The following is a 25,351-nucleotide window of genomic DNA, read 5'->3' on the forward strand; positions in this document are numbered from 1 at the left end:
GATTTTTGGAGGTCTTTGATGGCAGCTCCGGATGGCACGACTGCCGCTGAAGAGTACGACGGCGGCCCGGCTGCTTCCGCGGCAAACGGCACGCCCGCTTCTGCTGACGACCGTGACGCGCGCGGGGTCTACGCGATCTCTGTGGCGGCGGAGCTTGTTGGCACGGGGCAACAGAACATCAGGCAGTACGAGCGCAAGGGCCTGGTCACTCCGGACAGGACCGACGGCGGCACACGCCGCTACAGCGAGGACGACCTGGTGACGCTTCGCAGGATCGGGGTTTTGTTGGATGAGGGGCTCAACCTCGCCGGCGTGAAAATGGTGCTGGAGTTGGAGGCTGAGAACCGGGGGTTGAGCGAGGACAACCGGGGGCTTGCTGATGACAACCGGGAACTCCGGGCCGATAACCGGGGGCTGCGGAAGGATCTGAAGCGGGCGCGGGGTGGGGAGCAGTAGAGGAACTGAAGTCCCTACCCTACGCGCCCTCAAGCAAAGGGTTCGATGCCTGAGCAGGTATCGAAGACCGTTCCGTGGATTCGCAAGCCCTCAGGTTGTGCCCGATCCCCCGCTCCGACTGCCTCGAAGTTGGTCCGCAATAAGGTGCGGCCCTCACATAGGGGAGGGCCGCACCTGTCACTACTGGTGATCCGACTCGACTATTTGTCGCAGCCCCACCCGTCTCCGTCTTTGTCCAAGTGACTTCCGTAGCCAGGCTGGCTGATATGGATCGGGGCAGCACCAGCAGCCCTGACAGCCGCGCAGTTTTTGTAGTAGGGCGCCGGGGCCGCGGGTGGAGCCTGTTGGACAGGTGGTTTGGCAGGCGCGGCCGGAGCAACTGGTGGTGCCTCAACTACCGGCGGCGGCACAACAACCGCCGGAGTCTCGACGACTGGCGGGGCGGGCGGTGCCACTAATGGGACTACTGCCTGCGTGGGGGTAGGCGTGGGAGTCGGCGTCGCAGTTTCGTCGGTGAGGTGTCGCACTCCGAGCTTTATCTTAGAGTCTTTTTCAACCTGGGCTGCGGGCTTTGGATCTTGGCTGACTACTTCCCAGTTCTTCTTGGAAAGGATGGTCTTACCGTCGTTCACATCCTCGGCTTCAACTTTGAGCCCGAGATCCTTGAGCTGATCAGTAGCTTTGTCGAGCGTGAGTCCAACAACGTTCGGCACCGCGATGTTCTGTTCAGCGGCTACGGTAGTGCTGGCCACAGGTTGCGCAGAAGATGCCTTTCCGCAGCCGGTCAACGCAATTCCAGTGAGCACAACAAGTGCAAGTAATTTCTTCAAAATGTCCCCTTTTTGAAGCGACGCCGAAACTCTGGAAGGGCCTGAGTGCCAAATTCCGGAGGGCTCGCTAGCAGACAAGATATCAGCGCTAGCGATGCAACATTTGAATGGTTCTGATTGTGACAATTTCAGCCTCACGTCGCCCAGAGACTGCGCTACGAACCACTATTAACTGCCCACCCTGCTCTCGGAGCGAGGTCTAGACATGGAACGTCAAAACCCAAAACCCCCGACTGCATGAACTGCATCCGGGGGTTTTGGCGTTTCATCACTTTAGAGAATCGCGGTCATACCGTTCCAGCCCTGACCGATGACACTTCCGATGGGCCACTTTGCGCCGCCACTGCCGGAGAAGAGCCACAATGCGCCATACGAATCGCGAGCCATGATGTCCGCTTTTCGATCACCGCTGAAGTCACCAGTCGCGAAGAGCGCCGTCATGCCATTCCATCCCTGGCCGTATTGCACCTGAGGCAACCAGCCGCCTGCACCGTTTCCGGGGTAGAGCCAGAGCCGACCGCCGGAATCCCGTGCCATCACGTCAGATGAGCCGTCGGTGTTGAAGTCACCCACGCCCACGATGTCCGCCATGGATGACCAGCCAGAACCGATCTGGACCCTGGCCAGCCACCCGCCCTTGCCATTTCCTGGGTACAACCACAGGACGCCACTACCGTCCCGTGCCGCAACATCCAGGTTGCCGTCGCCGTTGAAATCACCAGCAGAGGTAATTGCGGTCATGCCGCTCCAACCCGTGCCAATCTGCACGCGTGGCAACCAACCTGCAGAACCGTTCCCGCCGTAGAGCCACAGCACGCCGGATGAGTCGCGGGCAAGGACATCTGAATAGCCGTCAACGTTGAAATCGCCAGGAGTAACCATAGACGTCATGACGTTCCAGCCTTGGCCGACTTGGCGCCTGTCGAGCCAATCGCCAGCACCATCCCCCGGGTAGAGCCAGAGGATGCCGGAGCCGTCACGCGCTAAAACGTCTGCATTTCGATCATTGTTGAAATCGTTCTTCACGGGTCTGGGATCGGCGGACTGCACAACCGTCACCGAGGCACTTCCCTGATTCGCCACGTACGTTGCGCCCGTGTACTCGTGGACCGCAACGGCTACAGGTTGAACTCCGGTTCGAACAACTGACGAGGTGTTGGATGAATCGATGACGGCGACACCCCCACGGCTCAAGGGAGCATATGTTCTGTGGCGCGTGGAATCGACGGCCAATGCGGTCGGCTCGCTCGGAACGCTAATCTGGGCGATCTTCTGCGCCGTAGCTGGATTCACCAGCACAATCGACGAACTGCCACCAGCATTCGTGGACTCGACAGAAACATTTCCGGTCCAGGAATCCACAGCCACCTTCCCGAAAGTCTCATCCTGCCGGTACAAAAAGCTCGCATGGGGGGAGTCTTCAACGATTCCCAAATCGCTTTGCGGACGGCCTAGATAACTTCCTGCAAGGGTTTGAAAGACCTCGTTGGTCCGGGTGTTGACGGCATGACCAATCGCATCGCCGCCGCCCAACACATAAACGTTCTTGAAGTTCGTCTGTCCGTCGATGACAGTGAGAACGCCACCGCCTGTGGGGACAAACACCCTGTTTCGCGATGAATCGACAACCATGCTCCGCGGAGTTGAGTTGTAGTAGGGGATATCGACCGTCGCATGTTCAGCCCAAGGGTCAATGACGGTGATCCCGTAACTGTAGGAAACATACACTTTCCGGGTGACCTGGTTAATGGCCACTGTTCGCGGGTTGGCTCCTGTTTTGACCCTTCCCGCGACCGTGGCCTCATTCATGATGACCACGGACCCTGCAGCACCCGCTTTGCCTGCAACGCTGACGTAGGCAGTGCTGCTTCCCAAGGTCGCAACACCCTGAGCGACGCCACCCACGTCAACTGTCGTCACTTTTCGGGTTTCCGCATCGATGACGGAGACTCCGCTGTCGGTGGCCACATAGACGTCCCCATTGCCTGACACTGCAATGTCATGCGGGGCCTTGCCTACGGCAATATCAAACGACGTCGAGTCAGCCTTCGCCGGTGACCCAACCAACAGCGAAACGGCCATCGCACCCACAACGGCAAGAGCCGCCGTCGTCCGCTTTCGACCCAACTTTTTCAATCCGGACACAGTAGAACCAGACGCGACAGAACCCAAGGGGACCCCCAGAAAATGAGACGCGACTGCCGCGTCGATGAGCGGAGTCTACAGCCTGTGACGTGAACTACAGAATCGCCGTCATCCCGCCCCACCCCGTACCAACGCGGGAAGCCATGGGCCACGCCGCTCCCCCGCTGCCGGCGTAGAGCCAAAGCTCGCCGGCGGAGTTCCGGGCCAGGATGTCGGCATTGCCGTCGCCGTTGAAGTCGCCCGGACCAACAAGGGAGTTCATGACGTTCCAGCCCTGCCCGATGACGCGCTGCTGCTGCCAGCTTCCGTATCCGTTGGGCGGGTAGAGCCAGAGGGCGCCGGAGCTATCGCGGGCAACAAGGTCGGAGACACCGTCAGTGTTGAAGTCGCCCACTCCGGTGATCTCGGACATGCCGTTCCAGCCCGTGCCCACTTGGATGGCTGACAGCCAGCCACCGGCTCCGTTGCCGCGGTACACCATCAGCACGCCTGAGGCGGTTCGGGCTGCGATGTCCACATGGGAGTCACCGTTGAAGTCCCCTGCGGATTCGATGGCGGTCATACCGGACCAGCCTGTGCCGACCTGAACGCGGGAAAGCCAGCCACCTGAACCGTTGCCCGGGTAGAGCCAGAGCAGCCCGCCGGTGTCGCGGGCCAGGACGTCGGCGTTGCCATCACCGTTGAAGTCGCCGGGAGCAATCAGGGCATTCATGACGTTCCACCCTTGGCCCACCTGGATACGCGGCAGCCAACCACCTGAGCCGTTGCCCGGGTAGAGCCACAGCACGCCCGAAGCTTCCCGGGCCAGGACATCAGCAAAGCCGTCACCGTTGAAGTCGTTCTTGACCGGCGGCTCAACGTTTGCGTCAATGATGCCCACGGATGCCCGCAGGTAGCTGACCACGTAGACCCTATCAGTGGTGGTGTTAACCCCTGCGGCCACGGGCTCGTTGCCTGTGTACACGGTGTAATGGGTGTTGTTCTGCCCGTTGATGACGGTAGTGCCGCCGCTGTAGGTGCCGGCGTAGATCTTGTTGTTGGTGGGGTTGACCACTAGCTCGTTCACGCGGGTAGTGGTCCCGATGGTGGCGATCTCGGCGTTGGTTGAGCCGTTGAAGACCTTCACGCCACCAGCAGTTGACGGCCCGTCCACGGCAACATAAATCCGGTTGGTGGCGGTGTTAACAGCAACGAGGCCGAGTTGGCTGGACGATGCAAGAGTTGCGTCGATAGTGTCGCTGGCTCCGTCGATGACCAGGAGTTTGGCACCCGAGGTGGCCCCTGTGCTCGCATAGACCTTATTGGTCACGGTGTTTACAGCCACGTTGAGGACGGGGCTCCCGCTCGGGGCGATGGTTCCCGTCACGAAGCCGCCTGCTCCAATGACCTTGATGGTTCCGTCGGAGATGACGTAGGCCTTGCCGGTCACAGGGTTCACCACGATGTCCTGCGCTCCGCCGGCCAGCGGTACAAACGTGGTGGCCAGGGTGGCTCCGTCAATGATGGTGACGCCACCTTTGACGCTTACGTAGATCTTGTTAGTCGTCTCATTGACGGTCACAGTGTAGGGCTCGTTGCCCACTGTCACTGACGCTTTGACAAGCTCCGTGGCCCCGTCCACCACTGCTACCGTTCCGCCGATCAGGCTTGCATAGACAGTGTTGGTGACGGTGTTGACGTCGACGTCCCAGGGCATGTCACCGGTGTTTATGGTTCCGCTGGCACTAACGCCGTTGATGACGGAAACGCCTTCGAAGGAAGCCACGTAGGCCTTGTTGGTCACCGGGTTGACGGCGATATTTCCCGGGCGTTCGCCCACCGGAACAAAATCCGTTACGGCATCAGCAACAGCCGGCGTAACGATCGGACCGAAAGGCCCGGACACCAAAGCCAACCCCAAGCCGACGGCGACCATACCCGCCGCTGCCCGGCGCCGTCGTCGTGCGTTTACTCCCCCAAGCGCGCGCGAACTATCCCCAGCAGCAACCATGGCAAGACCCCCAGAACTTTCGACGCCCAGCACGTCGGATACCGGAAGTCTACGCGGACGCTGAGACAAAACAGAGAACCACCTGTTAACCAACTCTTCCTCCACAGGCCACCGGATCGAACCCGCCACGCCAACCGCCGCGACCACCGTGGAAGGCGTGAGGATCGCAATCGTCGCCGAATCATTCCTGCCATTGATGAATGGGGTAACCCACTCGATACTGCGGGTGCTGGAGCATCTGCAGGTGCGCGGGGATGAGGTGATGGTGATCGCGCCGTCGACGTCGGACACTGATGTTTCGAGCGTCGAGAAGGGTGCGTATGTGCACCGGCTTCCGTCGGTGCCGCTGGCCGGTTACACGAATGTGCGGGTTGCGTTGGGTGGTGTGAATCGGGTCAAGCGAATCCTTGCCGATTTCTCCCCCGACGTCGTTCATCTCGCTTCCCCGTTCGTCCTCGGCTGGCGCGCCGTGCAGGCCGCCCACCAACTCGGCATCCCGACTGTGGCGATCTACCAAACCGAAGTTCCCAGCTATGCCGCCCGTTATGGCGTGCCGTTCCTGGAGAACTGGGCCTGGAACCGCGTGGACAACATCCACCTGCTGGCAACCCGAACCCTTGTGCCGTCCACGTTCGCGCTGAACCAGTTGCGTGGACGCGGCATCCTGCGCGTGGACATGTGGCGGCGCGGTGTGGATACCGCCCGTTTCAACCCCGCTAAACGTTCGACGGCGTGGCGTAGCTCGGTAGCGCCCGACGGTCACCGAATCATCGGCTACGTCGGCCGGCTCGCCGTGGAGAAGCAGGTTGAGGATCTTGCCGTGCTGGCAGACCTGCCCGACACGAAGCTGGTGATTGTGGGTGACGGCCCGCAGCGCGCGGCCCTCGAAGCGCAGCTCCCCAACGCGCACTTTGCCGGATTCCTTGGCGGGGATGCACTCGCGGAGGCTGTTGCGAGCTTTGACCTGTTTGTTCATCCCGGCGAGTTTGAGACCTTCTGCCAGACCATTCAGGAAGCCATGGCCTCGGGCGTTCCGGTGGTGGCGACCGGCCGTGGTGGCCCCTTGGATCTCGTAGAAAACTCCCGCACCGGCTGGCTGTACGAGCCCGGGAACCTCAGCCAGTTGCGCGGCTACGTCCAGGACCTGACGGGCGACGACGCCAAGCGCCGCGCGTTCGCCACGGCAGCAACCGCCTCGGTCCAGGGGCGGACGTGGCCTGTGCTCAGCGCCGACCTGGTGCGGCATTACACCGAAGTCATCGCTTCCTTCTCCCGTGAAAACGGGCCCACAGAACTCACCTCAAGCAAAGGACCCTCCTCATGAAGATTTCCGTGATCGGCTGCGGCTACCTCGGCGCAGTTCACGCAGCAACGCTCGCTTCGATGGGCCACAACGTGGTGGGTATCGACGTCGATTCCTCCAAGGTGGAACAGCTCAACAAGGCTGTGGCCCCCTTCCACGAGCCCGGCCTGGACGAGCTCCTCCAGGACGGCCGCACCACCGGCCGGCTCGTGTTCACCACGGATTTCTCCGCTGCAGCTGATGCGCAGGTGCACTTCCTCTGCGTGGGTACCCCGCAGTCCAAGACGTCGGACACGGCCGACCTCTCTTACCTCATGGGCGCCACGAAGAGCCTCCTACCCCACCTAGCCAAGGGTGCCGCCGTCGTGGGTAAATCGACGGTGCCGGTAGGCACGGTGGAAACGCTCCGCGCGATTCTGGCCCGACGTTCGGACGTGCTGCTCGGTTGGAACCCTGAGTTCCTGCGCCAGGGCACAGCGGTGAAGGATTCGCTGGTCCCTGACCGGCTGGTTTATGGCGTCCCGGGTGGCAAGGGTGCGGCGGCCGGCGCTCCGGTTACTGCCGTGCTGGATGCGGTGTACGAGCCGCTGATCAGCGCCGGCATCCCGCGGCTCGTCTGCAACTTCGCGACGGCGGAACTGATCAAGTCGGCGTCGAACGCGTTCCTGGCCACGAAGGTCAGCTTCATCAACGCGATGGCTGAGCTTTGCGACGCGTCGGGCGCTGACGTGAGCGAACTCAGCGAGGCGATGGGCTTGGATCCGCGCATCGGCAACCGGTACCTGCACGCCGGGTTGGGGTTCGGCGGTGGCTGCCTGCCCAAGGACATCCGGTCGTTCCGCGCACAGGCACGCGAACTTTCGGTGCCGTCCGTGGATGAGTGGATGGCCTTGGTTGATTCGGTGAACCTGGACCAACGGTCCCGCGCCGTGGAGGTGGCCCGCGAGATGTGCCGCGGCTTCCTGTCCGGCCGCACGGTGACCATCCTCGGCGCAGCCTTCAAGCCCGACACCGATGACATCCGCGACTCCCCCGCCCTGGACGTCGCCCAGCAACTCGCTGCGGCAGGCGCTCACGTCACCGTCACCGACCCCAAAGCCATCAACAACGCCTGGATCCGCTACCCGCAAATCCGCTTCGAAGCCGACACCAAACGCGCCCTCGAAGGCGCCGAACTGGTGCTGCTGCTCACCGAATGGGACGAATACGTCGCGCTGTCGCCCTCGGTTGTGGGAGGCCTCGTACGACGCCGGATGGTGCTGGACGCTCGGAACGTCCTAGACGCTGAGGCCTGGCGGAGTGCGGGGTGGACGGTCCGCGGGTTGGGGGCGGGGGCATCGGTTGTGGCTGGCGAGGGTGGCGGGGCTGGGGTTGCTGTGGCGGGGCGTTCGGGCGGCGCCGGGCGTGCCGGTGGGAAGAAGCACGCGCGGGCGTAGGCCCCCTTTGCTTTACTGGGAACATGGAAGAGCCTGGAAGAAAGGACCGTGCCCTCAGAGTCGAGGGTACGGTCAACGCGCGCGATCTCGGCGGATTGGAACGCGTTGACGGAACGCTGACGCCGAGCGGAGTGTTCTTCCGCAGCGACAACGTGGACCGGATCAGCCCCGACGGATGGCAGCAAGTGCACGAGGCCGGGATCCGTACCGTCGTAGATCTTCGCCAACCGGGTGAACGGCAGAAGGATACCCAGAAACGTCCAACCTGACTCACCACCATCAACGTGGACCTCGATGGCCTTGAGAACACGGATTTCTGGACCGGCTACTGGGATAACGGTTTGGTGGGCACCGCTCTGTACTTCCTGCCCCACCTCAATGAGATGCCCGAACGAGCCGGTGCTGCTATCTCAGCCATACTCAATGCACCGCCGGGCGGCGTCCTTTTTCATTGCATGGGTGGCAGGGACAGGACCGGAATTATTGCCATGATTCTGCTGTCGGCCGTGAACGCCGGTACCGAGGAAATCGTAGATGACTACCTCGAAACCGTGCGGCTGGGCGACATCAGCGCAGCCAGCAGCAACAGAAACAGTGCCGAATCCTTGCTCAACGAGCTCTGCGAGCGCCACGGAACCACCACGGAAGGTGCCTTCCGAACGGCTTTGGCCGGCTTCGACCTCCCCGGCTTCATCAAGGCAGCTGGCCTCCCCGAAAGTGACCGCGACGCACTGTTCAGCTGGCGCGGCAGCGTCGTAGAGACCGGAGTCAGTCCATCCGGCTCTGAACCTCCAAGAGAAACTTGACCCCTGCGTCGGACAACTTCTCATTCATCCGCACCCAACCTGGGCGTTCCCATAGCTCCAGTCGGTGCAGGTTACGTGTGACGTCGTAGTAGAGGTCGCTCGCCCAAGACAGAGGAATCTCGCCACCCGTCCGGGTTGTCAAACCGCTGTGGTGAAGGGCGGCCTGGATCACTTGGTCCCGAAGATTGTAGGGCGGCTCGTCGCCAGTCAGCTCCCAATGAACGAACAGCGGCGTTGCCAAGCGTTCCGCATCGCTGCCTGGGTTCGCGAACTGGTCTGCCAGGAAATCCCACAGGGCTTCGGGATCCCCGGCCAGTTTCCGTCCCCTGGGCGTGAGGAGCAGTTTGTCCTTGAGCTTCCGCAGAAGTTTCCACTCCTGCAACTGCTCCCGAAGATTCCGGATGGGCAACGTGCTCACCTCGACCCGTCCAGCCGAGATCCATTCGTCGTCCCAGCCAAGCTCGGTCATGGCGTGCTTGACGAAGGACGGCTTCAAGTATCCGGCAGAGGTCAACGGCAGACCGTCGTGCTGGGCTTCCTGGAGAAACCATAGGATCGGGCCCAGAACGTCCTCGTAGTCCGCAACCGTCACCTCGCCTGGCCAGAGCCGCTGCGCCAAACTGCGCAACTGTCCGCTGACTGCCACCAGATCAAAAGCTTTCGGATCGAATTTCAAGAAACTCTCCTGCGTCACGAATTCAAGCCACTCAACGGCTTCCCTATGCTCGGGGTGCTTGGGGTTGGAGACAACAGCAACCACGTTCGCGTAGCCACCCACTCCGCCGGAATCCTCAAGGGGTCCCCTCATGGCTCCGTCGAGACAGACAATGGTGTTCTCGTGCAACACGGCCGGGCCAACAACCTCGATGTCATGTGTCCAGCTGTCGCCGAAGTCGTACTCGTACAGGAGGTCTGATACTCCTGGCTTCTGAGGGTCAAACAACTCCAGCAGCCGCGCGGCGGCCGGGTTTTCGGCACCTTCTGGACCGTCGTCGTCGTCGACGTCCATGAAGAGTCGCTTTTTACCCGATCGGTCGTGGCCCGCTACGGCGTAAAGGTGGGAATTCCTCCACCCAAACGCGCACTGGATGGCACCGTGCAACTCGGCGAGGGTGGCACTTTCCGGGAGGACAAGCTGACGCCAGATCAGGGGCTCCGTGCCACTGATCGAAAGGCGAAGCTCGACCGCCGGAACGGTTTGAGGCGAATCCATAACGGCAATTCTGCCAGTCACCCCCGATCCCGCGTCACTCGCTGCCAGTTCCGCTCACTACCTCTATGTAGGGGGTCGAACTCAACGAGGACAAGGACTTACCAGTGATCACGCATTTCTACCCGGCGGCTCTTCGCATCATCACGTGCGTCGTCGCTGTTTGCTCGGCTGTGTCGGCAACCCTGCTTGGTACGGCGCCCCCTCCTGATGGCCTCGACGTCCTGGACCCCGCAGATTTGAGGGCAATCGCCGTCGTCCTGACCATGGCGCTGGGAGTCGTGGCGCCGATAGCCGTGCTGATGGTCGACTCCCTCAAGTGCCTGCTTCTCAAAGCGGGCGTCTTTGCTGCAGCCGGGTTCGGCAATGCCATGATGCTGAGCCCCTTGATAGTGGTTCCCTTCCAGGACACTTCCACTTTGCTGGCTGTGATTTTCTCGGTCGCGCTGACCATCGCGAGCATCGTCACCTACATGGAGTCGGTGGAACGACGGAACGCACGACGGCGGGCCAACACCTAGGCGCTCACCCTCACCACCTATTTCTTCCGCACCAATACCTAATTTCTCCGGATACGGCACCTAGTTGCCCCTTTTTGCCACCTAGTGCAGGAAAACGGGCCATAGTCTCCTGTTGTGCCTTCGAAGCGGGAGTCCCGGTGTCCGGCGGGAGCCCCACCCGCTTTGGCGTAGGAGGCACTGCGGCACGGCTCCACCCGTCTACCCCCAGGTGGAGTCGTGCCCAGCCAGAGACTCCGTGAGCCGTCACAGGAGTACACGAGAACGATTATTGATAGTCTCGAACGTGCCTGCCGCCAAGGAAAGCCGTTCATGAAACCCGCCACCAGCTCCGCCCAGACAGCACGCCATACCGGGGAACGGCCAGCCACCCCCAACCCGAAGCTCCTGCTCTCAAGCCAACTCATTTTCAATATCGGGTTCTACTCTGTGGTGCCGTTCATCGCGCTCACCATGGCCAACGACTTCGCCATGAGCGCGGTAGCCATCGGAGTTGTCCTGGGAGCTCGGACGTTCGCCCAGCAAGGGATGTTCCTGGTGGGCGGCGCCATCTCCGATCGCTGGGGTGCCCGCTACACAATGGTCGCCGGCTGCATCGTCCGGGTCAGCGGCTATTTACTCTTGGCCGCGGCCGACAACTTCAGCCTCTTCCTCGCGGGAGCCATCGTCACGGGCATCGGTGGTGCGTTGTTCTCACCGGCCCTCGAAAGCCTGGTGGCCGCAGCCGAGGAACGGCGGGAACCATCCGGAAAGCACCGGCCAACCTTGTTCGCTTCGCTGGTTATCGTGGGAGAATTCGGGGCCGTGGCAGGCCCGTTGCTCGGCAGCCTGCTTCTGGGTTTCGGCTTTGAAGTATCTCTCTACGTCGCCTCTGGGATCTTCGCGGTGATGGCCTTCGTCTTCTGGCGGTTCCTGCCGCGCGCCGACCGCCGCGGACATCCAACAGACGCAGCGGTCCCCAAGCACCAACTTCTGGCCTGCCTTCGGGACAAGCGCTTCGTCGCGTTCGCCTGCTTCTTCAGCGTCAGCTTGCTGGCACACAATCAGCTGTATTTCGGGCTTCCGGTGGAACTTCGACGCAGCGGCCTCGACGCCGGCGCGCTGGGTTTCGTCTTCGCGTACGCGTCCTTGTTGACGGTTTCGTTGCAGTGGCCCATCGCCAAGCTCATGCGCCGATTCGGCGAGCGCAACGCCCTGACCTTGGGCCTCAGCCTGAAAGCCGCAGGATTCACAACCGTGGCAATACTGGCCACCCAGCCACCCATTGCGTCACTCCCGGCGTTACCTGCTCTGGCTCTCGTCACGGGCCTCTGCCTGGGCAACATGTGTGCGAATCCCACAGCGATGCGGCTGGTTCTCGACTTCGCCGGCGGCCGACCCACCGGCGCCTATTACGGTCTCCTCGCCAGCTGCGGCGGCGCGATGGTGCTGATCGGCAACACGGCTATGGCGCCGCTTTACGAGTTTGCTGACCAAACCTCGACGGCGGCCGCCTCGCCGTGGCTGTTCACTGGCGTTATCGCGGTAGTCTCGGCGGTTGCGATCCGCCGATTCCTCCCAGTGCCGGCCCGGGCAGTGGCCTAGCGGCCTACCCGCAGCCGGATGAGCCTGTACGCGATACCCACCACGAACATCAGCACGCCCAGCCCCACTGACAACGGCGGCAGCGTCGCGACGAGAACAACACACGCAATCGCTCCAGCCACCTGCAGGAACTTCGGGTATCGCCGGTCCTCGCATGGCTGGGTGTAAGCGGCGATATTCGCCACCAAGTAGTAGAGCAGCACGCCGAAGGACGAGAATCCGATGGCACCGCGAAGATCGGCCACGGCGATGATCAGGCAGATCACCACAGCAAGTGTCACCTCGGCCCTGTGGGGAACCTTGTACTTGGGGTGGACAGCGGAGAGCCAGTGCGGCAGGTCGTGTTCGCGGGCCATTGCCAGGCTGGTGCGGCCGAGTCCTGCTACCAGTGCCAGCAGTGCTCCCAGCGAGGCGACAGCGGCTCCGATACGGACAACAGGTTCTGCCCACGCCAGCGTTCCTGCGCCGACGGCATCGGCCAGCGGTGTCGGCGTACCGGCGACACCCTGGGGCCCAAGAGCAGCCAGCAAGGTCACGGCTATGACGGCGTAGATGAGGATCGTGATGCCCAACGCGATCCCGATGGCCCGGGGAATGGTGCGCTGGGGCTCACGGACTTCCTCGCCCATGGTCGCGATTCGCGCATACCCGGCGAACGCGAAGAACAAGAGCCCGGCGGATTGCAGGATCCCGTACCAGCCTTCGGCCAGCAAACCCTCGCCCAGGAAATCGCCGAAGTCAGGACCGGACCCGCCCCACGCTGCGGTGACGGCAATCGCCAGGGCAGCTAGAACCGCAATCACCAGGACTCGCGTCAGCCCTGCGGTGCGGGTCACCCCGTGATAGTTCACCGCGGTCAAAAGTACGACGGCGGCAATCGCCACCGGGCGTTCCCAACCTTGCGGTGCGGCGTAGGCGGCGAAGGTCATGGCCATGGCCGCAGCGCTGGCGGTCTTGCCAATGATGAAGCCCCACCCGGCAAGGAACCCGGCCCAGGCTCCCAGCCGTTCCCGCCCGTAGACGTAGGTACCGCCCGACGTCGGGTATCTGGCCGCGAGTTGGGCTGAGGACGTCGCATTGCAGAAGGCGACGAAGGCAGCCACCACCAAGCCGATGAGCAGCCCGGATCCTGCGGCAGCAGCGGCCGGCGTGAAGGCTGCGAACACCCCCGCACCGATCATGGAGCCCAAGCCAATGAGGGAGGCATCGAACGTGCCGAGTCGACGGGCCAAGGCCGGGGAGTTATTCACTGAAACCCTTCACGCTGAGGGACCGGGCTCAGGGCATGGCGTCCAAGACCGGCGTTGGGAGAATTGCTTTCAGCTTATCCCGGCTCCTCGCGGCGGAAGTGAATTCCCGACGAGCATGAAGAGTCCGTTGCGGGACGTTGCGCCGGTCTTGCGTAACGCGTTGGAGATGTGGTTCTCCACGGTCCTGGCGCTGATGCCCAGGTGTTCGGCAATCTCCACGTTGGTGCGGTGTCCTGCCAGCACGGCCACCTCGATCTCCCGTTCTGTGAGCGGTGTGGTCCTGAACGAGTTGAAGGAGAGTTGCTCGTTGGCTGCCGGGAACCTGACGGCGAACATGGACGAAGCCTGCGCCATGGCGTCGGCAGCGGCAGTGTCCCCTTCTATGACGTGCCTCTTGAGTGCGCCACGGAGAAGCATTCCCACTTGATAGGTGTCGATATCAGGTTCGTAATGCATCAGCAGAAGACTGAGGAGCTTGTGATCCCCTTCCACCACGGCGGTTGCGATGCCGATGAGTTGATCGTGAATCGTGACGCCGCTGTCCCGCAGGATCTTCTGCAACAGATCCAGGACCGGACGCCCCGGGTTCAGGCAAGTGCACAGCAGCGCCGTCATCAGGGCTTCCAGAACGTAGCCACTCTTCAGCTGGCGCCTGACGAGCTTCGCGGCCTTGCGGTCAAACGTGGACGGCTGAGCGCTGTTGTGGGCAACCAGCTCATAGGCGCCCTTTCCAACACCAGGTAAGGGTCCGACGTCGGGCACTTCAGTCCGCGCCTGCGCGGCAATTGAGAGGGCCGGCGGCGTGGCAGTGGTTGCGTGGCGTAGGCCGGCGAGGCGCAGCATCGCATCGTAAAGGGCATCGACCACGAAGCCAGGCCTGCCCATCGCGAAGACGCTGCTCATGAGGTATTCGGCTTCTTCAAAGTGCCCGCGATACAGCAGTCCGTGGGCGGCGATGTAGCTGCTGGTGATCACGCCGAATTGGTCCAGGTTCTTGCGTGCTTCGGTCCGCCAGTCCAGAGCGAAGACAAGGGATTCCTCAACGCGTCCGGAAGCGAACATAGCGAAGCCGCGGATGAACGGCCGGAGGTGGGAGAAGGCGTCGTCATCATTCTGGCCTTCGACGGCTTCGTAAGCTGCAGCGGGCCTGAAGCGGTAGAGCTCCAACAGCCCGTGGACCAAACTGCCCATCCCGGAAGTTTGAGGCTCCAAGGCATTGAGTGGTGTGGCCGCAGGAACCCGGCCGTGCGAGGCACTGAGGAAAGTGATCGCGTGGTCAACTTCTTCGGCAAGGTGCGGGTAATCGGCTGAGAAGCTTTGGAGAATCTCGACGGCGGCGCCTGGACCAAGTCCTGTGTGCACCGCGAGCATCGCCCGCGTGATGGTGACGAACAGGAGGTCTTTGGGATCGGCGTCGGACGTTGTTGTTTCGTCACAGATGCGGGCCACCCGCCGGACGTCCACAGGGGCACCCCAATAGATCCGGAGCACGGACGCGGCGTTGGCAGCGTTCTTGTTGGCTTCCCACCGCTCGAAGCGGATACGTTCCCTTGCGGAGCTGTGGTCGTGGAAGTGGCGGGCGGTGACGGCGTCGCCGTCGCCCCTTTCTGCCCGCAAGGTAGCCAGGACCCGAGCGAGGCAGTCTGCCGTTGTCCGGTTCTCGTGCTCTGCGCCCGGCACGGCTTCCAGTACGCCGGCGATCTTTCGGCGCAGGAGTTTCCGGTCCCTGAGGTTCTTGTTTCCGCTGAAGTAGTCTGCGATGACGGGTGGGCTGATGGCGGCGATGGAGCCGTTGTGGTGATCGTCCATGACGGAGAGGAAGCCCCTGCGTTCGAGGCCTTCCAGGGCCTCGGGCTGGATGACTTTCTGCAGGACGTCCACACGGGCGGTTCCGAGGATAGCCATTGTGTGTAGGGCCGTGAATTCGTCGGCGCTGAGCTCTGCCAGGAGCGACTCGAGTGTGCCCCGCAGGTGCTCGTTCCAGAGAGTGTTGCTGGTCATCCCCCACTGCTTGTCCTTCATGACCAGCAGGTTGCTGAGGGACGCGGTCTCGGCGATCCGCACGATGAGGCGCGGGTTGCCGGCAGATTTGGTGAGTATCCGAGCGGTGGTGTCCGCATCTGCCGGGGCACCGAGGACATGTGCGATCAGCATGTGAACCTGCTCGTAGTGGAGCGGGTCGAGCTGCAGGTGGGCTTCGCGGCCGTTGTTGAGGATGGCCAGTTGCCCTTTGGAAAAGGCCCAGGTTTCGGGGGCCGTGGCCACCATGGGGCAGGTGGATCGGCGTCGAACCGCCTCCAGAACTGCCAGTGATTCGCTGTCGACCAAGTGGAGATCGTCGACGACGAGAAGGTGCTTCCCGTTGGTGGCCAGTTGGCTGGTCAAGACATCCGCGATGTCGAAGACGCCGCTGCGGCCAGGCCTCAAGTCCAGCCCGAGTCCTTTGATGGCCGCGTACGGGATGGTGCGGTGCGTGCGGAGTCCGGTGATGAAGTGGACGGCTACGCCGGTCTTTTCCAAATTGCTCATGACACTGCGGACTACGGACGTCTTGCCGCTGCCCGGTGCGCCGACGACCCTCACGCCGATCCCGCGTGCGACGTAGTCGAGGATTCGCTGAACCTCAGAATCGAACACTCGACCCAACCTTCTGTTTCTGTGGATGCCCGACATGCGGCTCACTTCGCAGGCTAGATCGAGAAAACGGGACTAGGTGGCAAAACGGCCTTGCACAGGCCGATTTGGGACCGTCTAGGTGGCGATTTGGGCAAATCTAGGTGGTGGCGGGACTCGTCTAGGTGGTGGGGCTGTTCGGTAGTCAGGTGATCCATGGGGTGCTCCCTCAGCTCTGTGGGTGGATTACCTCCCACGCTACGGAGGGCTGAGCGAGAGTTACATGGGTGTAATTTGCTATGTGGATATGTATTCGAACTATCTTTTCTTGACTAGTAAAGATGTTCTAACCAGGTCATCCCAGGCCAGCAACGGACGGCACCGCCGTCGCGTCGCATTTGACACGGGCCAGCTCCCAGGATGAGAGTGTTGCTCAGTCACCCCGGATCCGTCAGCGTGAAGGGGTGGTTCTCGGGCATTCCATTGTGGGGGGACAAATGAGGATCAATGCTGCGCATCACCAACCTGTCCAAGAGCTATGGCCGCCATCGCGTGGTCAACACCGTCAATCTCCTAGTTCCGTCGACCGGAATCCATCTCATCCGGGGTGAAAACGGAACCGGCAAAACCACTCTCCTCAAGTGCCTCGCGGGGCTGGAGCGGTTCACCGGAGAGGCGACCTGGCACAAAAGCGACCTCCGCGACTATGTCACTGCAGCCTTCGCTGACTCCGCCCTTCATGAGCGCCTCACGGGACTGCAGAATCTGAGCGTCCTCCTGGACATCCCCCGGCGTCAGGCCGTTGCCCATCCCACCATCAGGACATTCCTCAGCCGCGATCTGCTGAATCGGAGATCGTCCACCTACTCGTTGGGGCAGCGAAAGACGCTTAAGCTGGCAGCGGCTTTCGCGAGTGGCCGTCCATGCATCCTGCTGGACGAGCCAAACGCAGGCCTTGATGAGCATGGGAGGCGTGCGCTTCGCCAAGCGCTCGAATCCGTTGAAGCGAGTACTTGTGTCATGGTCTTTGATCATGACTACTCCCCTTGCGGAGATCTTGCCTCTTCCAGCTTCACCATCAACAGAGGGAAAGTCCGCCTCGACCGGGAACCAGGGGCACTCGTTCGATGAACAAGTATCTGCGATCCCTGAGAACAGAACTGCGTTACCAGCTCTGGAGCAAAGCCGCGGTTTTGCCCATCGGCGGTTTGGCAGCGTCGCTGGTCTTCGCCTTCGTCGGGAGCATCAGCAACGTCACGGCGACATCGTCGAGGCTGCAGACCTCGGAGGCACACGCTGCGGAAAATGGCCTGTCTTTAGGCGCAGCCATGGAACAACCCAACAACGTCCTCATCCAAGGCGCCCAACGTATCGTGGACAATCCCCTCCGCTTTGACTACGAAGCCGCCTACTTCGCCGACCGCGCCATGGAGGGAACTCATGCCATCGGCACAGGACTGGAGATGATCACGTTCCTGGTCGTCCCGCTGCTCTTCTTCATCTATGGATGCGTGACAGCCGTGGGCGATGTTCGCCGGCGGATTCTGAAGGATCGAATTGTTGCTCAGGGCGCTGCGGCCTACGTGGCCGGGAAGCTGGCCACTATCACCCTTGTTTCGGTGGCGGCGGTTGTCCTCAGCGCAATGCTGAGCCTGGGTGCAGCGCCAGTACTGAGGGCGCTCTTCCTACAGGCCAGTAGCCAGCAGTTCATCTATTCAGTCAACGACGCCGGTGCTGGCAACCCCATCATTCAGATCGCGTTCGCCAGTGCTGTAGCCGTCGGATTTGGTTTGTTAGGGCTCTTTGTCGGAATCGTGGTCAGGAGCATGCTGATCCCTTGCTTGGCCGCCGGCGCATTGCTCCTGCTGCTACCCTTCGCGGGTCCCTACGATCCCCGCAACATCCTTACGGCTGCAGCGGAAGGCGTCTTCAACTACTGGGGCGGATTTAACCCACGTGCGCCTTTTCCAGGGTGGACTGAACTCGGGGTCTTGCTGTCCGTAGCGGCCGTGGTGCTGGTGGCTCTGGTCTCGACGGCGGTCTGGTCGCGGATGTCGAAGTTCGTTTAGCCCGGACACACCAGAGGGAGGGCAAACAAAAGCAGGGCCGGTCAATGACCGGCCCTGCTTCTTTGTTACCCGAAGACTAGATAGCCTGGATGTTTACTGCCTGGGGACCCTTGGGGCCCTGCTCGACGTCGAAGGAAACCTTCTGGTTCTCTTCGAGGGAGCGGTAGCCCGAGGAGTTGATCGCAGAGTAGTGAGCGAAAACGTCCTGGCTGCCATCTTCAGGAGAGATGAAGCCGAAGCCCTTTTCGGAGTTGAACCATTTCACGGTACCTGTAGCCATTTTTTCAGTCCTTACTGAAGGTGGAGATGCTCCCGACTTTCGGGTCTCCGGTGTGGGGTGTTCTCCACCGTTACTTCAGAAGGTCACGATCCAGAGGGACCGTGGGGACTGCCTGAACTACCAAATGCCAAACACAACAACACCGTCAAGTCTACAGAGTTCTGAGCAGATAGCTAGTGCTGGGAAATATTTATCCAGTGGATGTTTTCCGCAGGCCCGAAAACAGGCCTTCAGTGCCCACTCTTTACCGGGCAGCGGAGTCCACCTCAGCAGATTCCAGGCTCCGGACAGACAGCTCGCTACCGCTGCCGCGGCTCGTCACCGTTGGTCGTGGCATTGAGCCTGTCTTTGATCACCCAACTGGCAATCGACGGAGCAGCGGTCGCTATAAGGCACGCCGTCGCCCAGAAGTTGTCCAATAGGCCGCTGACGAGCAGAAACAGGCTAACCGCAATCACCACCCACGTTGTGATGTCGAGAAGCCTAATCAATTTTGTTGTCGACATGTGCGAATCATCCCCCTAGATACGTTCCGAAAGCCTATGTCTTTTGGACACACGCGGCATCCTCGACCTCGCATCGGGGTCGTTCCAGAGGCAACCGTTTCAGGTGCTCAGCCAGTAGAAATCCGTCTTCGTCCATCCCCTTATAGGCCTCCGAAGCGTACAGTTCACCCCATGGGACCGACCCTGGATACGGTCATCATCGGCGCAGGCCAAGCCGGCCTCACGACGAGCTTCTGGCTCACGCAATTCGGTGTCGAGCATCAGCTGCTGGAGCGACGCGATTCCCTGGGCGGCACCTTCCAGGACCGCTGGGACAGCTTCTACATGAACACCCCGAACCTTGCGCTGGACCTCCCCGGCATGCCGTGCGACGGCGACGATCGGGACGCCTTCATCTCACGCATCGCTGTCGTCAACGTGTTCAGGCGCTACGCAGAGCTCATTGCCGCTCCGGTCCACACGGGCGTGGACGTGGCCCGGTTATCCCCCGCGCCGAACGGTGCCTTCAACCTTGAGACATCGCTCGGAAACCTGCGGGCCAAGAACGTGGTCCTCGCGACCGGTGCGTACCAAGTCCCCAAGATCCCTGCCCTGTCCGCCATGCTCCCCGCCGGCGTGACACAACTCCACACGCACGATTACCGCAATCCTGAGCAGCTGCCCGACGGCGCCGTGCTCATCGTCGGCACGGGCCAGTCAGGCGGCCAGATCGCCGAGGAGCTCCACGCCGCCGGCCGCGAAGTCCACCTCTCCGTCTCAATCGTCCCCGAAGCGCCCCGCAGATACCGCGGCCAGGACCTCATCTACTGGATGCTCGAAACCGGCAAGCACGGCCCCGAGTTCGGCGTCAACGCCCTCACCCGGGAAGCGCTCCCCTCCCCCGCCGCCCGTTTCGCGCCGAACCCCCTGCTCTCGGGTACCGACGGCGGTCACGCCATCCACCTCCGCGAACTCGGCCGCCGCGGCATGCACTTGCACGGCCACCTGGAATCAATCGACGACGGCGACATTACCTTCAGCGATGACCTCGCCGACCGCCTCGCCATGGTTGAGTCGATCTTCGCGCAACGATCAGGAAAGGCAATCGATGCTTACATTTCGGCGGCGGGGATTGACGCGCCAGAGCAGGAACCCATAGCTGCCGATGAATGGCTCCCATCAGGGCCGGCTCAGCTGAACCTGGCAGGCTCGAACATCACGTCCGTCATATGGGCCAGCGGGTACAAACTCGACTTCAGCTTCATTGACACGTCAGTGATAGATGAGTGGGGCTATCCAACGCACTCGCGAGGCGTCATGGAAATCCCAGGGCTATACGTGGTGGGCCTGCCATGGCTGACGAGGCACTACTCAGCAATAGTCGGCGGAGTTGGACTGGACTCGGAGTACGTGGCCGGGACGGTCGCCGCAACGTGACAGTCTGACCAGTTACGCCCCGTCCCTCATCTTCTCGGCGCCCTGGCGCCGCTCAAGGATCACCCAAACGACCGTCGTCGGGACCCCGATGAGTACCAGGAGCGCCATGCCCCAGAACATGCTGATCAGTTGGGTGGATTGCAGGATTACGACGGTCATCAACAGGACTGTGGATGCAATGTTCAAGATGCGGAGCTTACGTGCAGTAGTCATCTCCAGAATCGTTCCCCTTACGATGTCGTCCAAGAAGCCTAACGGCTCCGGTCCCAGAGTGGCTCTGGGAGGAATGCACCCGGCTGGCGAAGATCCTCTGAGCTTCCGCTCAGGGGCCTACGCCTCCTTCAGGTCCAGCTGTGGCGCCGGTTCCGGAACCCTCGCGTCAGGAATGCCAGGTAGGCCAATCCCGAGCCTGCCCAAATCAAGCCGAAGGTGCACGACAAACCACTCAGGCTGGTCCACAGCCAGATCGTTAGCACAAACCCAATACCCGGAAGCACGAGGTTGTGGATCGCGCCGCGAGCACCGCGGGCCTTTTGGCCGAAGTAGTAGTGCTTGATCACGGCCAGGTTGACCACAGAGAACGCCACCAGGGCACCGAAGCTGATCAGCGAGGAAATCGTCAGCAAGTCCAGAACGAAGGCCAGTAGAGACACCGCAGAGGTCAACAGAATGGGCAACACGGGGGTACTAAAGCGGGCGTGCAGCCGTCCCACCGCTGCAGGGAACACTCCGCTGCGGCCCATCGAATGAATAATCCTCGAGACCGAGGCCTGGGAGGTCAACGCTGATCCGAGACTGCCGGCAATGTAGGCGGCCGTGAAGAAGGCCACCAGCAGCTCGCCGCCGGCTGCGCCAATGACCTCTATGGCCGCCGAGTCCACGTCGTTGAAGGTGCTGACGGGGAGAACCAAGTGGCTGATGTACGCGAGCCCCAGGAAGATCATGCCGGCCAGGATGGTGGTGATCATGATGGGCGCGGGGCAGACTCCGCTTCGGGTCCTTTGTTTCCTCCGCGAAGGTTGAGACGGCGTCGAACCCCAGATAAGAGAGGCAGAGAATTGCCGATCCGGCGAAGACGGGCGAAAGTCCCTCTGCACCTTCGGCCCCGGTGAAGGGCGCCAGAAGATCAACATTGCCTGCACCTGTAATGAAGGAAAGCCCCAGGGCCACAAACAACACGATGAAGAGGGCTTGTAGACCCACCACCACAAAGTTGGCCTTGGCAATCGCAGTGATGCCGAGGATGTTCAGCACGGTCACGGCCACAATCGAGACGATCATGAACACCCACGAGGGCACCGCCGAGAAGGCCGCATTCATATAGATGCCGGTCAGTAGGTAGTTGATCATCGGCAGCAGCAGATAGTCCAGCAGGAGCGACCACCCGGCCATGAAGCCAAGGCCCGGCCCGAATGATCGGGTTGCATAGGTGTACGCGGATCCGCCGAACGGGAACGCCTGCGACATCCGGCCATACGAGCGGGCCGTGAACAGCACCACCACCAGGGTCACGGCATAGGCAGCCGAGAGCCGCCCACCGGTCAGTTCGACCACGATGCCGTAGGTGCTGAAGATGGTCAGCGGGACCATATAGACCAAACCCAGCAGGACCAAGGATGGAACGCCGAGGACACGGCGCCAACCTTGGGAGGGCGCCTGCGCGGAAGCCGGCCCCACAGGCTTCTCGCCTGCCGGTGTATCAGTTTCAAACATGGGGGTCCTTGGGGATCCTTGGTGGTCGTACTGACGTGCGCTTGGAAGCTGCGACGCAGCAGAACTTCGAGCGGCAACGGGATCTAACGGGATGGCCGGGATCCTGAAGTGCTGGGGTGGCTCAGGGGCGCGTGGTGGACGCCTCTGGTCTTGGGAACGTGAAATGAATAGCGTTCATTTAGTGTGCTGGTGAGGCGCGTCACAGTCAATATGTGACGGGCACTTCTGGAGGCTCCTGCGCAGACGACCTCCACAGCATCCAATTCCGCCGCCGCGGCTGCCATGGCATGCCCCTGCCTACGGCGACGCGGAAATCGTCGACAATTGCGACATCATCTTGAGCGACTACCTCCCGGAATGCCTAACAATTATTGGACTACATCGCTGCTAAGGTCACATCATGACAGAGTCCAGTCATTTCGCACTACATTGCGCCGCATATATTGGATTCACCAATCTCTTCGACGCCTCGTCGTCGTCGCAGGCGCATGGCTGCTATGGGCTGTGTACCTATTCATTCAGGAAATGCAGGGCCGTCCCGTCGCCGATGGGGCCTCAATCGATATCTTCCTTAAAGACTCATCCGGTGGCTTCTGGATTACCACCGGACCGCCCGCAGGATTCATTGCGGTGCTGCTATCAGTAGCTATCGTATTGCGAATAAGCGATGTTCGACGTGATCCCAGGCGTCGCTTCACCCGCTACCAGATACGCGAAGGAATGCTACGTGCAGACGGGCAATGTGAGCACGAGTCGCGTCAACGGAGTCGTTGCACCCGCTCAGCAGAACATGGAGATCATTTCTACCCATGGTCCAAAGGTGGAGCGACCTCGCTAAAGAACTTGGTTGCGGCTTGCAGCCGATGCAATCGGTCGAAGGGCGCGCGCATTCCGAGCCCTGGTGAGCAATTGCGGCTGGAGCGAAGGCGGAAAGGTTACGTGGTGACGGCGGAGCATATTGCCGTTGGCGAACGGCGACGCATAAAATGAGAGAGTAGTCGTTGTTTCATCCCGGCACCATTGACGTGCCTTTCGAAGCGATATCCTCCGTGGTCGCGACGTCTTCAACGCCTTGTTCCTGCCACTGTCCGTAGGTAAGCCCGGTAGCAGGGTCCTTCCACGTCGTCCGGCCGTTGGTGGCGCGCCCCGTGATCACCGCCGCAGCTGCACTGGGACTTTTGAAAACATAATCCTTGGAGAACGAGGCGTTGGCCCCCGTCGGTACCAAAACTTGTTCCGAAATCAGCCTCTCATGCAGTTTCGAGTAACCCTGGCCAACACCAACCCAGTTTCCGCGGGCACCAGAGCCAGCCAAAACAACGAACTCGCCGTCGGTTTCCTGAGCCCTTGCAAAGATACCCTCTCGGTCCACTGTCATTTCGAACATTGGGGAAGTTGAAATGCGGGCGGATGGCGACTGCTCGGCAGTTCTTTGCGTTGGGACTGCGCGCATAGCGTCCACGCCGAGTACTGGCAACACGATGCGCGCCTGATCGAGGAACTGCTCCATGTCGGAGACATCGGCTTCCGGAAGCGGAAGTGGGGTCGGGGCAGTACCGTTCGTCACGTTGGAACGTCCGACGCTCTTGGCAATCGAAATCAAACGACTCTCGAGATACCTTGCGTGCGCTTTCGTGAGATTAGCATCTTTGCTCGTCAGGACTATTGCACGATTCCAGAAGTCCTTGCCACCTTTGTCCTCTGACCTGTTGTGAATTCTTAGACGTTCTCCTACTTCGTCTGCTTCACCGATATATATGGCAGTAGAATATGATTCTTTAGGGTCATCGCCCAAGAGTAGATAAACACCTGTTCTTTTGACCTCGTCTCGTTTTAGGAGTTCTGGCAGGTCCGACCGGCCGGCGGCGATGATGTGGCCTGTCCAGTTCATAATTTCGGCGGTCAGCATCCCACCAGGTGTTCCATCCACCAAGAACAATCTTACTTGTTTGCCAAGTGCCATCTCGCGCTCAACTCCTATGCCGCTGCCATTGAAGAAACTTATCCGCCTTTATGCAAGGTCATGTGGCTACGCATTCGTAAGCCCGCTCGGCCAGCTTCCACACCCGTGCCAACAACGCTTCCGGCTCCAGCGAAAGGTCCAGTGGGAATTCAACTACTGACACACCCGTGTTTCGGATCCGACGAACACGAGGGTCTCCGGCACCAGCATAAACAAGCCAGGCGCGCGGCACACCAAGCGCGGTGCAGTAAGCCAACATTTGGTAGTGGTCCGCATTTGGGTAGGAGCCGCTGGCTGACGCAGCCTTGTACTTGGCATCAAAGATCATCGCCGGTCGTCCTCGCACGGAATGGACCACGTCCACATACATCCGTACTCTGTCGCTGCTCGTATACCCGGGCTCTGCTTCGTCCATGAACGCTTCGTATTGCCACTCCGTTAGCCCCGGGTATGGCTCCAGCGCCTCCCGAAGCGCGGTCGCAACAAAGTCCTCAAACACGGTGGCCATATTCACCACAAAGGACGCAACTGCGCGGTGACCCATTCCAGCTTCGGCGGACATGGTCTGAAGGATGATCTCGGACAACCTCAACGCCGGCACGTAATGCCCGTTGATACGAGATTCGCTCCAAGACGGCAGCGGAGCTCCATGGTTCAAGGCCGAAACGCCGTCGAGCTTTGAATCCAGATGCGCAAGGCGCACAACAAGCGAGTCAGTCAACCGCGGAACATGGAGCATCATCCGAACGGCCGCGCGAAGAATCTGGTTTTCCGCTACGTCCGAGGTGTAGTCGTCATACGACACTTCCAATGGCAAGAGCATCCCGGGCCGGCGGGTCATCTGATCGCCAACGCGGATGCGCCCCCTGACTGTCCGCAGTGATTCCTCCACGTGCACGTAGCCGTTGAGAGGGCCCCGTTCGAGTGCCCGTTCACCGTGCCGTGCAAGCGATTCACCCAGCACAGCAAAGAGATCCTCGTCCTCTTCCGCAGCCACGTTGTCCGGCCTGAACCCAGGGTCGGCGGCATAGCCCAGCAGGAAGAGCAGCCTGCTGAGACCCACCTTTTCCTTAGGGTTCACCCTGACCAGAAGGTCATCGATCTGGACGGCGCCAACCTTGCCAGAAGGCAGAATTGTCCAAGCACCGTGATGCGCCGGGACAACGGAAACCAAACCCGTATCCCGCAGGGTGGCCGCCACATCGCCTTCCAGCACGACGGGCTCCGGGTAGCCCTGAAGCTCGTCGAGGATGATCTGCATCG

Annotated in this window: 22 protein-coding genes and 1 pseudogene; 10 read left to right on the plus strand and 13 right to left on the minus strand. The window is 61.3% G+C overall.

Features of this window, described 5'->3' with window-relative positions; all coding sequences use genetic code 11:
- The first annotated feature begins 18 nt into the window (after positions 1-18).
- The gene (locus M1D51_RS16020) at positions 19-456 is read left to right on the plus strand and encodes a MerR family transcriptional regulator (protein WP_458107181.1); all 438 of its coding nucleotides are present in this window, start codon (positions 19-21) and stop codon (positions 454-456) included.
- 200 nt (positions 457-656) lie between these two features.
- Here M1D51_RS16020 and M1D51_RS16025 read toward each other — a convergent pair whose 3' ends face one another.
- The 3 genes from M1D51_RS16025 to M1D51_RS16035 form a co-directional block, all read right to left on the minus strand.
- On the minus strand, positions 657-1,286 hold the full coding sequence (locus tag M1D51_RS16025; RefSeq protein WP_458107182.1) for an excalibur calcium-binding domain-containing protein: 630 nt from the start codon (positions 1,284-1,286) through the stop codon (positions 657-659).
- A 273-nt stretch (positions 1,287-1,559) separates the two neighbouring features.
- Entirely contained in the window at positions 1,560-3,431 is a 1,872-nt protein-coding gene (locus M1D51_RS16030) for an FG-GAP-like repeat-containing protein (RefSeq protein ID WP_458107183.1), read from the minus strand.
- A 94-nt stretch (positions 3,432-3,525) separates the two neighbouring features.
- Positions 3,526-5,421: an FG-GAP-like repeat-containing protein gene (locus M1D51_RS16035; protein WP_458107184.1), complete on the minus strand. Its 1,896-nt coding sequence runs from the start codon at positions 5,419-5,421 to the stop codon at positions 3,526-3,528.
- Positions 5,422-5,578: 157 nt separating this feature from the next.
- On the opposite strand from M1D51_RS16035, the gene M1D51_RS16040 reads away from it, so the two are divergent.
- From M1D51_RS16040 to M1D51_RS16050, 3 genes and pseudogenes are all read left to right on the plus strand, one after another.
- Positions 5,579-6,745 carry a glycosyltransferase family 4 protein gene (locus M1D51_RS16040; protein ID WP_458107185.1) on the plus strand — a complete coding sequence of 389 codons (1,167 nt, stop codon included), beginning with the start codon at positions 5,579-5,581 and terminating at the stop codon, positions 6,743-6,745.
- On the plus strand, positions 6,742-8,160 hold the full coding sequence (locus M1D51_RS16045; protein ID WP_458107186.1) for a UDP-glucose dehydrogenase family protein: 1,419 nt from the start codon (positions 6,742-6,744) through the stop codon (positions 8,158-8,160). The genes M1D51_RS16040 and M1D51_RS16045 overlap by 4 nt, the downstream gene beginning before the upstream one ends.
- A gap of 23 nt (positions 8,161-8,183) precedes the next feature.
- Positions 8,184-8,966: pseudogene (locus tag M1D51_RS16050) on the plus strand (tyrosine-protein phosphatase).
- Here the strand turns inward: M1D51_RS16050 and M1D51_RS16055 are convergent.
- Positions 8,929-10,179 carry a plasmid pRiA4b ORF-3 family protein gene (locus M1D51_RS16055; protein ID WP_458107187.1) on the minus strand — a complete coding sequence of 417 codons (1,251 nt, stop codon included), beginning with the start codon at positions 10,177-10,179 and terminating at the stop codon, positions 8,929-8,931. The pseudogene M1D51_RS16050 and the gene M1D51_RS16055 overlap by 38 nt on opposite strands.
- Before the next feature lie 104 nt (positions 10,180-10,283).
- Between M1D51_RS16055 and M1D51_RS16060 the strand changes: the two genes are divergently transcribed.
- Positions 10,284-10,697 carry a hypothetical protein gene (locus tag M1D51_RS16060; protein WP_458107188.1) on the plus strand — a complete coding sequence of 138 codons (414 nt, stop codon included), beginning with the start codon at positions 10,284-10,286 and terminating at the stop codon, positions 10,695-10,697.
- 309 nt (positions 10,698-11,006) lie between these two features.
- A complete protein-coding gene (locus M1D51_RS16065; protein WP_458107189.1) occupies positions 11,007-12,278 on the plus strand; it encodes an MFS transporter in 1,272 nt (423 codons plus the stop codon).
- Here the strand turns inward: M1D51_RS16065 and M1D51_RS16070 are convergent.
- Positions 12,275-13,528: an APC family permease gene (locus M1D51_RS16070; RefSeq protein WP_458107190.1), complete on the minus strand. Its 1,254-nt coding sequence runs from the start codon at positions 13,526-13,528 to the stop codon at positions 12,275-12,277. The two genes, M1D51_RS16065 and M1D51_RS16070, sit on opposite strands and share 4 nt — an antisense overlap.
- A 69-nt stretch (positions 13,529-13,597) precedes the next feature.
- Positions 13,598-16,165, minus strand: coding sequence for a LuxR C-terminal-related transcriptional regulator (locus M1D51_RS16075; protein ID WP_458107191.1), 2,568 nt, complete (start codon positions 16,163-16,165; stop codon positions 13,598-13,600).
- A gap of 483 nt (positions 16,166-16,648) precedes the next feature.
- Here M1D51_RS16075 and M1D51_RS16080 point away from each other — a divergent pair, with 483 nt between their 5' ends.
- Both M1D51_RS16080 and M1D51_RS16085 read left to right on the plus strand, forming a co-directional pair.
- Entirely contained in the window at positions 16,649-17,272 is a 624-nt protein-coding gene (locus M1D51_RS16080) for an ABC transporter ATP-binding protein (RefSeq protein ID WP_458107192.1), read from the plus strand.
- Positions 17,269-18,210, plus strand: coding sequence for a hypothetical protein (locus M1D51_RS16085; RefSeq protein WP_458107193.1), 942 nt, complete (start codon positions 17,269-17,271; stop codon positions 18,208-18,210). Before M1D51_RS16080 ends, M1D51_RS16085 begins: the two co-directional genes overlap by 4 nt.
- A 76-nt stretch (positions 18,211-18,286) precedes the next feature.
- Here M1D51_RS16085 and cspE read toward each other — a convergent pair whose 3' ends face one another.
- Positions 18,287-18,490, minus strand: coding sequence for a transcription antiterminator/RNA stability regulator CspE (cspE, locus tag M1D51_RS16090; RefSeq protein WP_011773907.1), 204 nt, complete (start codon positions 18,488-18,490; stop codon positions 18,287-18,289).
- A 299-nt stretch (positions 18,491-18,789) separates the two neighbouring features.
- Positions 18,790-18,996 (minus strand): hypothetical protein, encoded by a 207-nt coding sequence (locus M1D51_RS16095; protein ID WP_458107194.1) that lies wholly within the window; start codon positions 18,994-18,996, stop codon positions 18,790-18,792.
- A 171-nt stretch (positions 18,997-19,167) separates the two neighbouring features.
- Here M1D51_RS16095 and M1D51_RS16100 point away from each other — a divergent pair, with 171 nt between their 5' ends.
- Entirely contained in the window at positions 19,168-20,412 is a 1,245-nt protein-coding gene (locus tag M1D51_RS16100) for a flavin-containing monooxygenase (protein ID WP_458107195.1), read from the plus strand.
- 12 nt (positions 20,413-20,424) lie between these two features.
- Here M1D51_RS16100 and M1D51_RS16105 read toward each other — a convergent pair whose 3' ends face one another.
- From M1D51_RS16105 to M1D51_RS16115, 3 genes are all read right to left on the minus strand, one after another.
- Positions 20,425-20,625 carry a hypothetical protein gene (locus tag M1D51_RS16105; protein WP_458107196.1) on the minus strand — a complete coding sequence of 67 codons (201 nt, stop codon included), beginning with the start codon at positions 20,623-20,625 and terminating at the stop codon, positions 20,425-20,427.
- Positions 20,626-20,753: 128 nt separating this feature from the next.
- On the minus strand, positions 20,754-21,092 hold the full coding sequence (locus M1D51_RS16110; protein ID WP_458107197.1) for a hypothetical protein: 339 nt from the start codon (positions 21,090-21,092) through the stop codon (positions 20,754-20,756).
- 7 nt (positions 21,093-21,099) lie between these two features.
- Entirely contained in the window at positions 21,100-22,125 is a 1,026-nt protein-coding gene (locus M1D51_RS16115) for an APC family permease (protein WP_458107198.1), read from the minus strand.
- A 720-nt stretch (positions 22,126-22,845) separates the two neighbouring features.
- Here M1D51_RS16115 and M1D51_RS16120 point away from each other — a divergent pair.
- A complete protein-coding gene (locus M1D51_RS16120) occupies positions 22,846-23,115 on the plus strand; it encodes an HNH endonuclease (protein WP_458109600.1) in 270 nt (89 codons plus the stop codon).
- A 16-nt stretch (positions 23,116-23,131) separates the two neighbouring features.
- Here M1D51_RS16120 and M1D51_RS16125 read toward each other — a convergent pair whose 3' ends face one another.
- Positions 23,132-24,088 (minus strand): GIY-YIG nuclease family protein, encoded by a 957-nt coding sequence (locus tag M1D51_RS16125; RefSeq protein WP_458107199.1) that lies wholly within the window; start codon positions 24,086-24,088, stop codon positions 23,132-23,134.
- Between the two features lie 58 nt (positions 24,089-24,146).
- A complete protein-coding gene (locus M1D51_RS16130) occupies positions 24,147-25,349 on the minus strand; it encodes an McrC family protein (protein WP_458107200.1) in 1,203 nt (400 codons plus the stop codon).
- Between the last annotated feature and the right edge of the window lie 2 nt (positions 25,350-25,351).

It is taken from the genome of Arthrobacter sp. R3-55, from assembly GCF_054161505.1.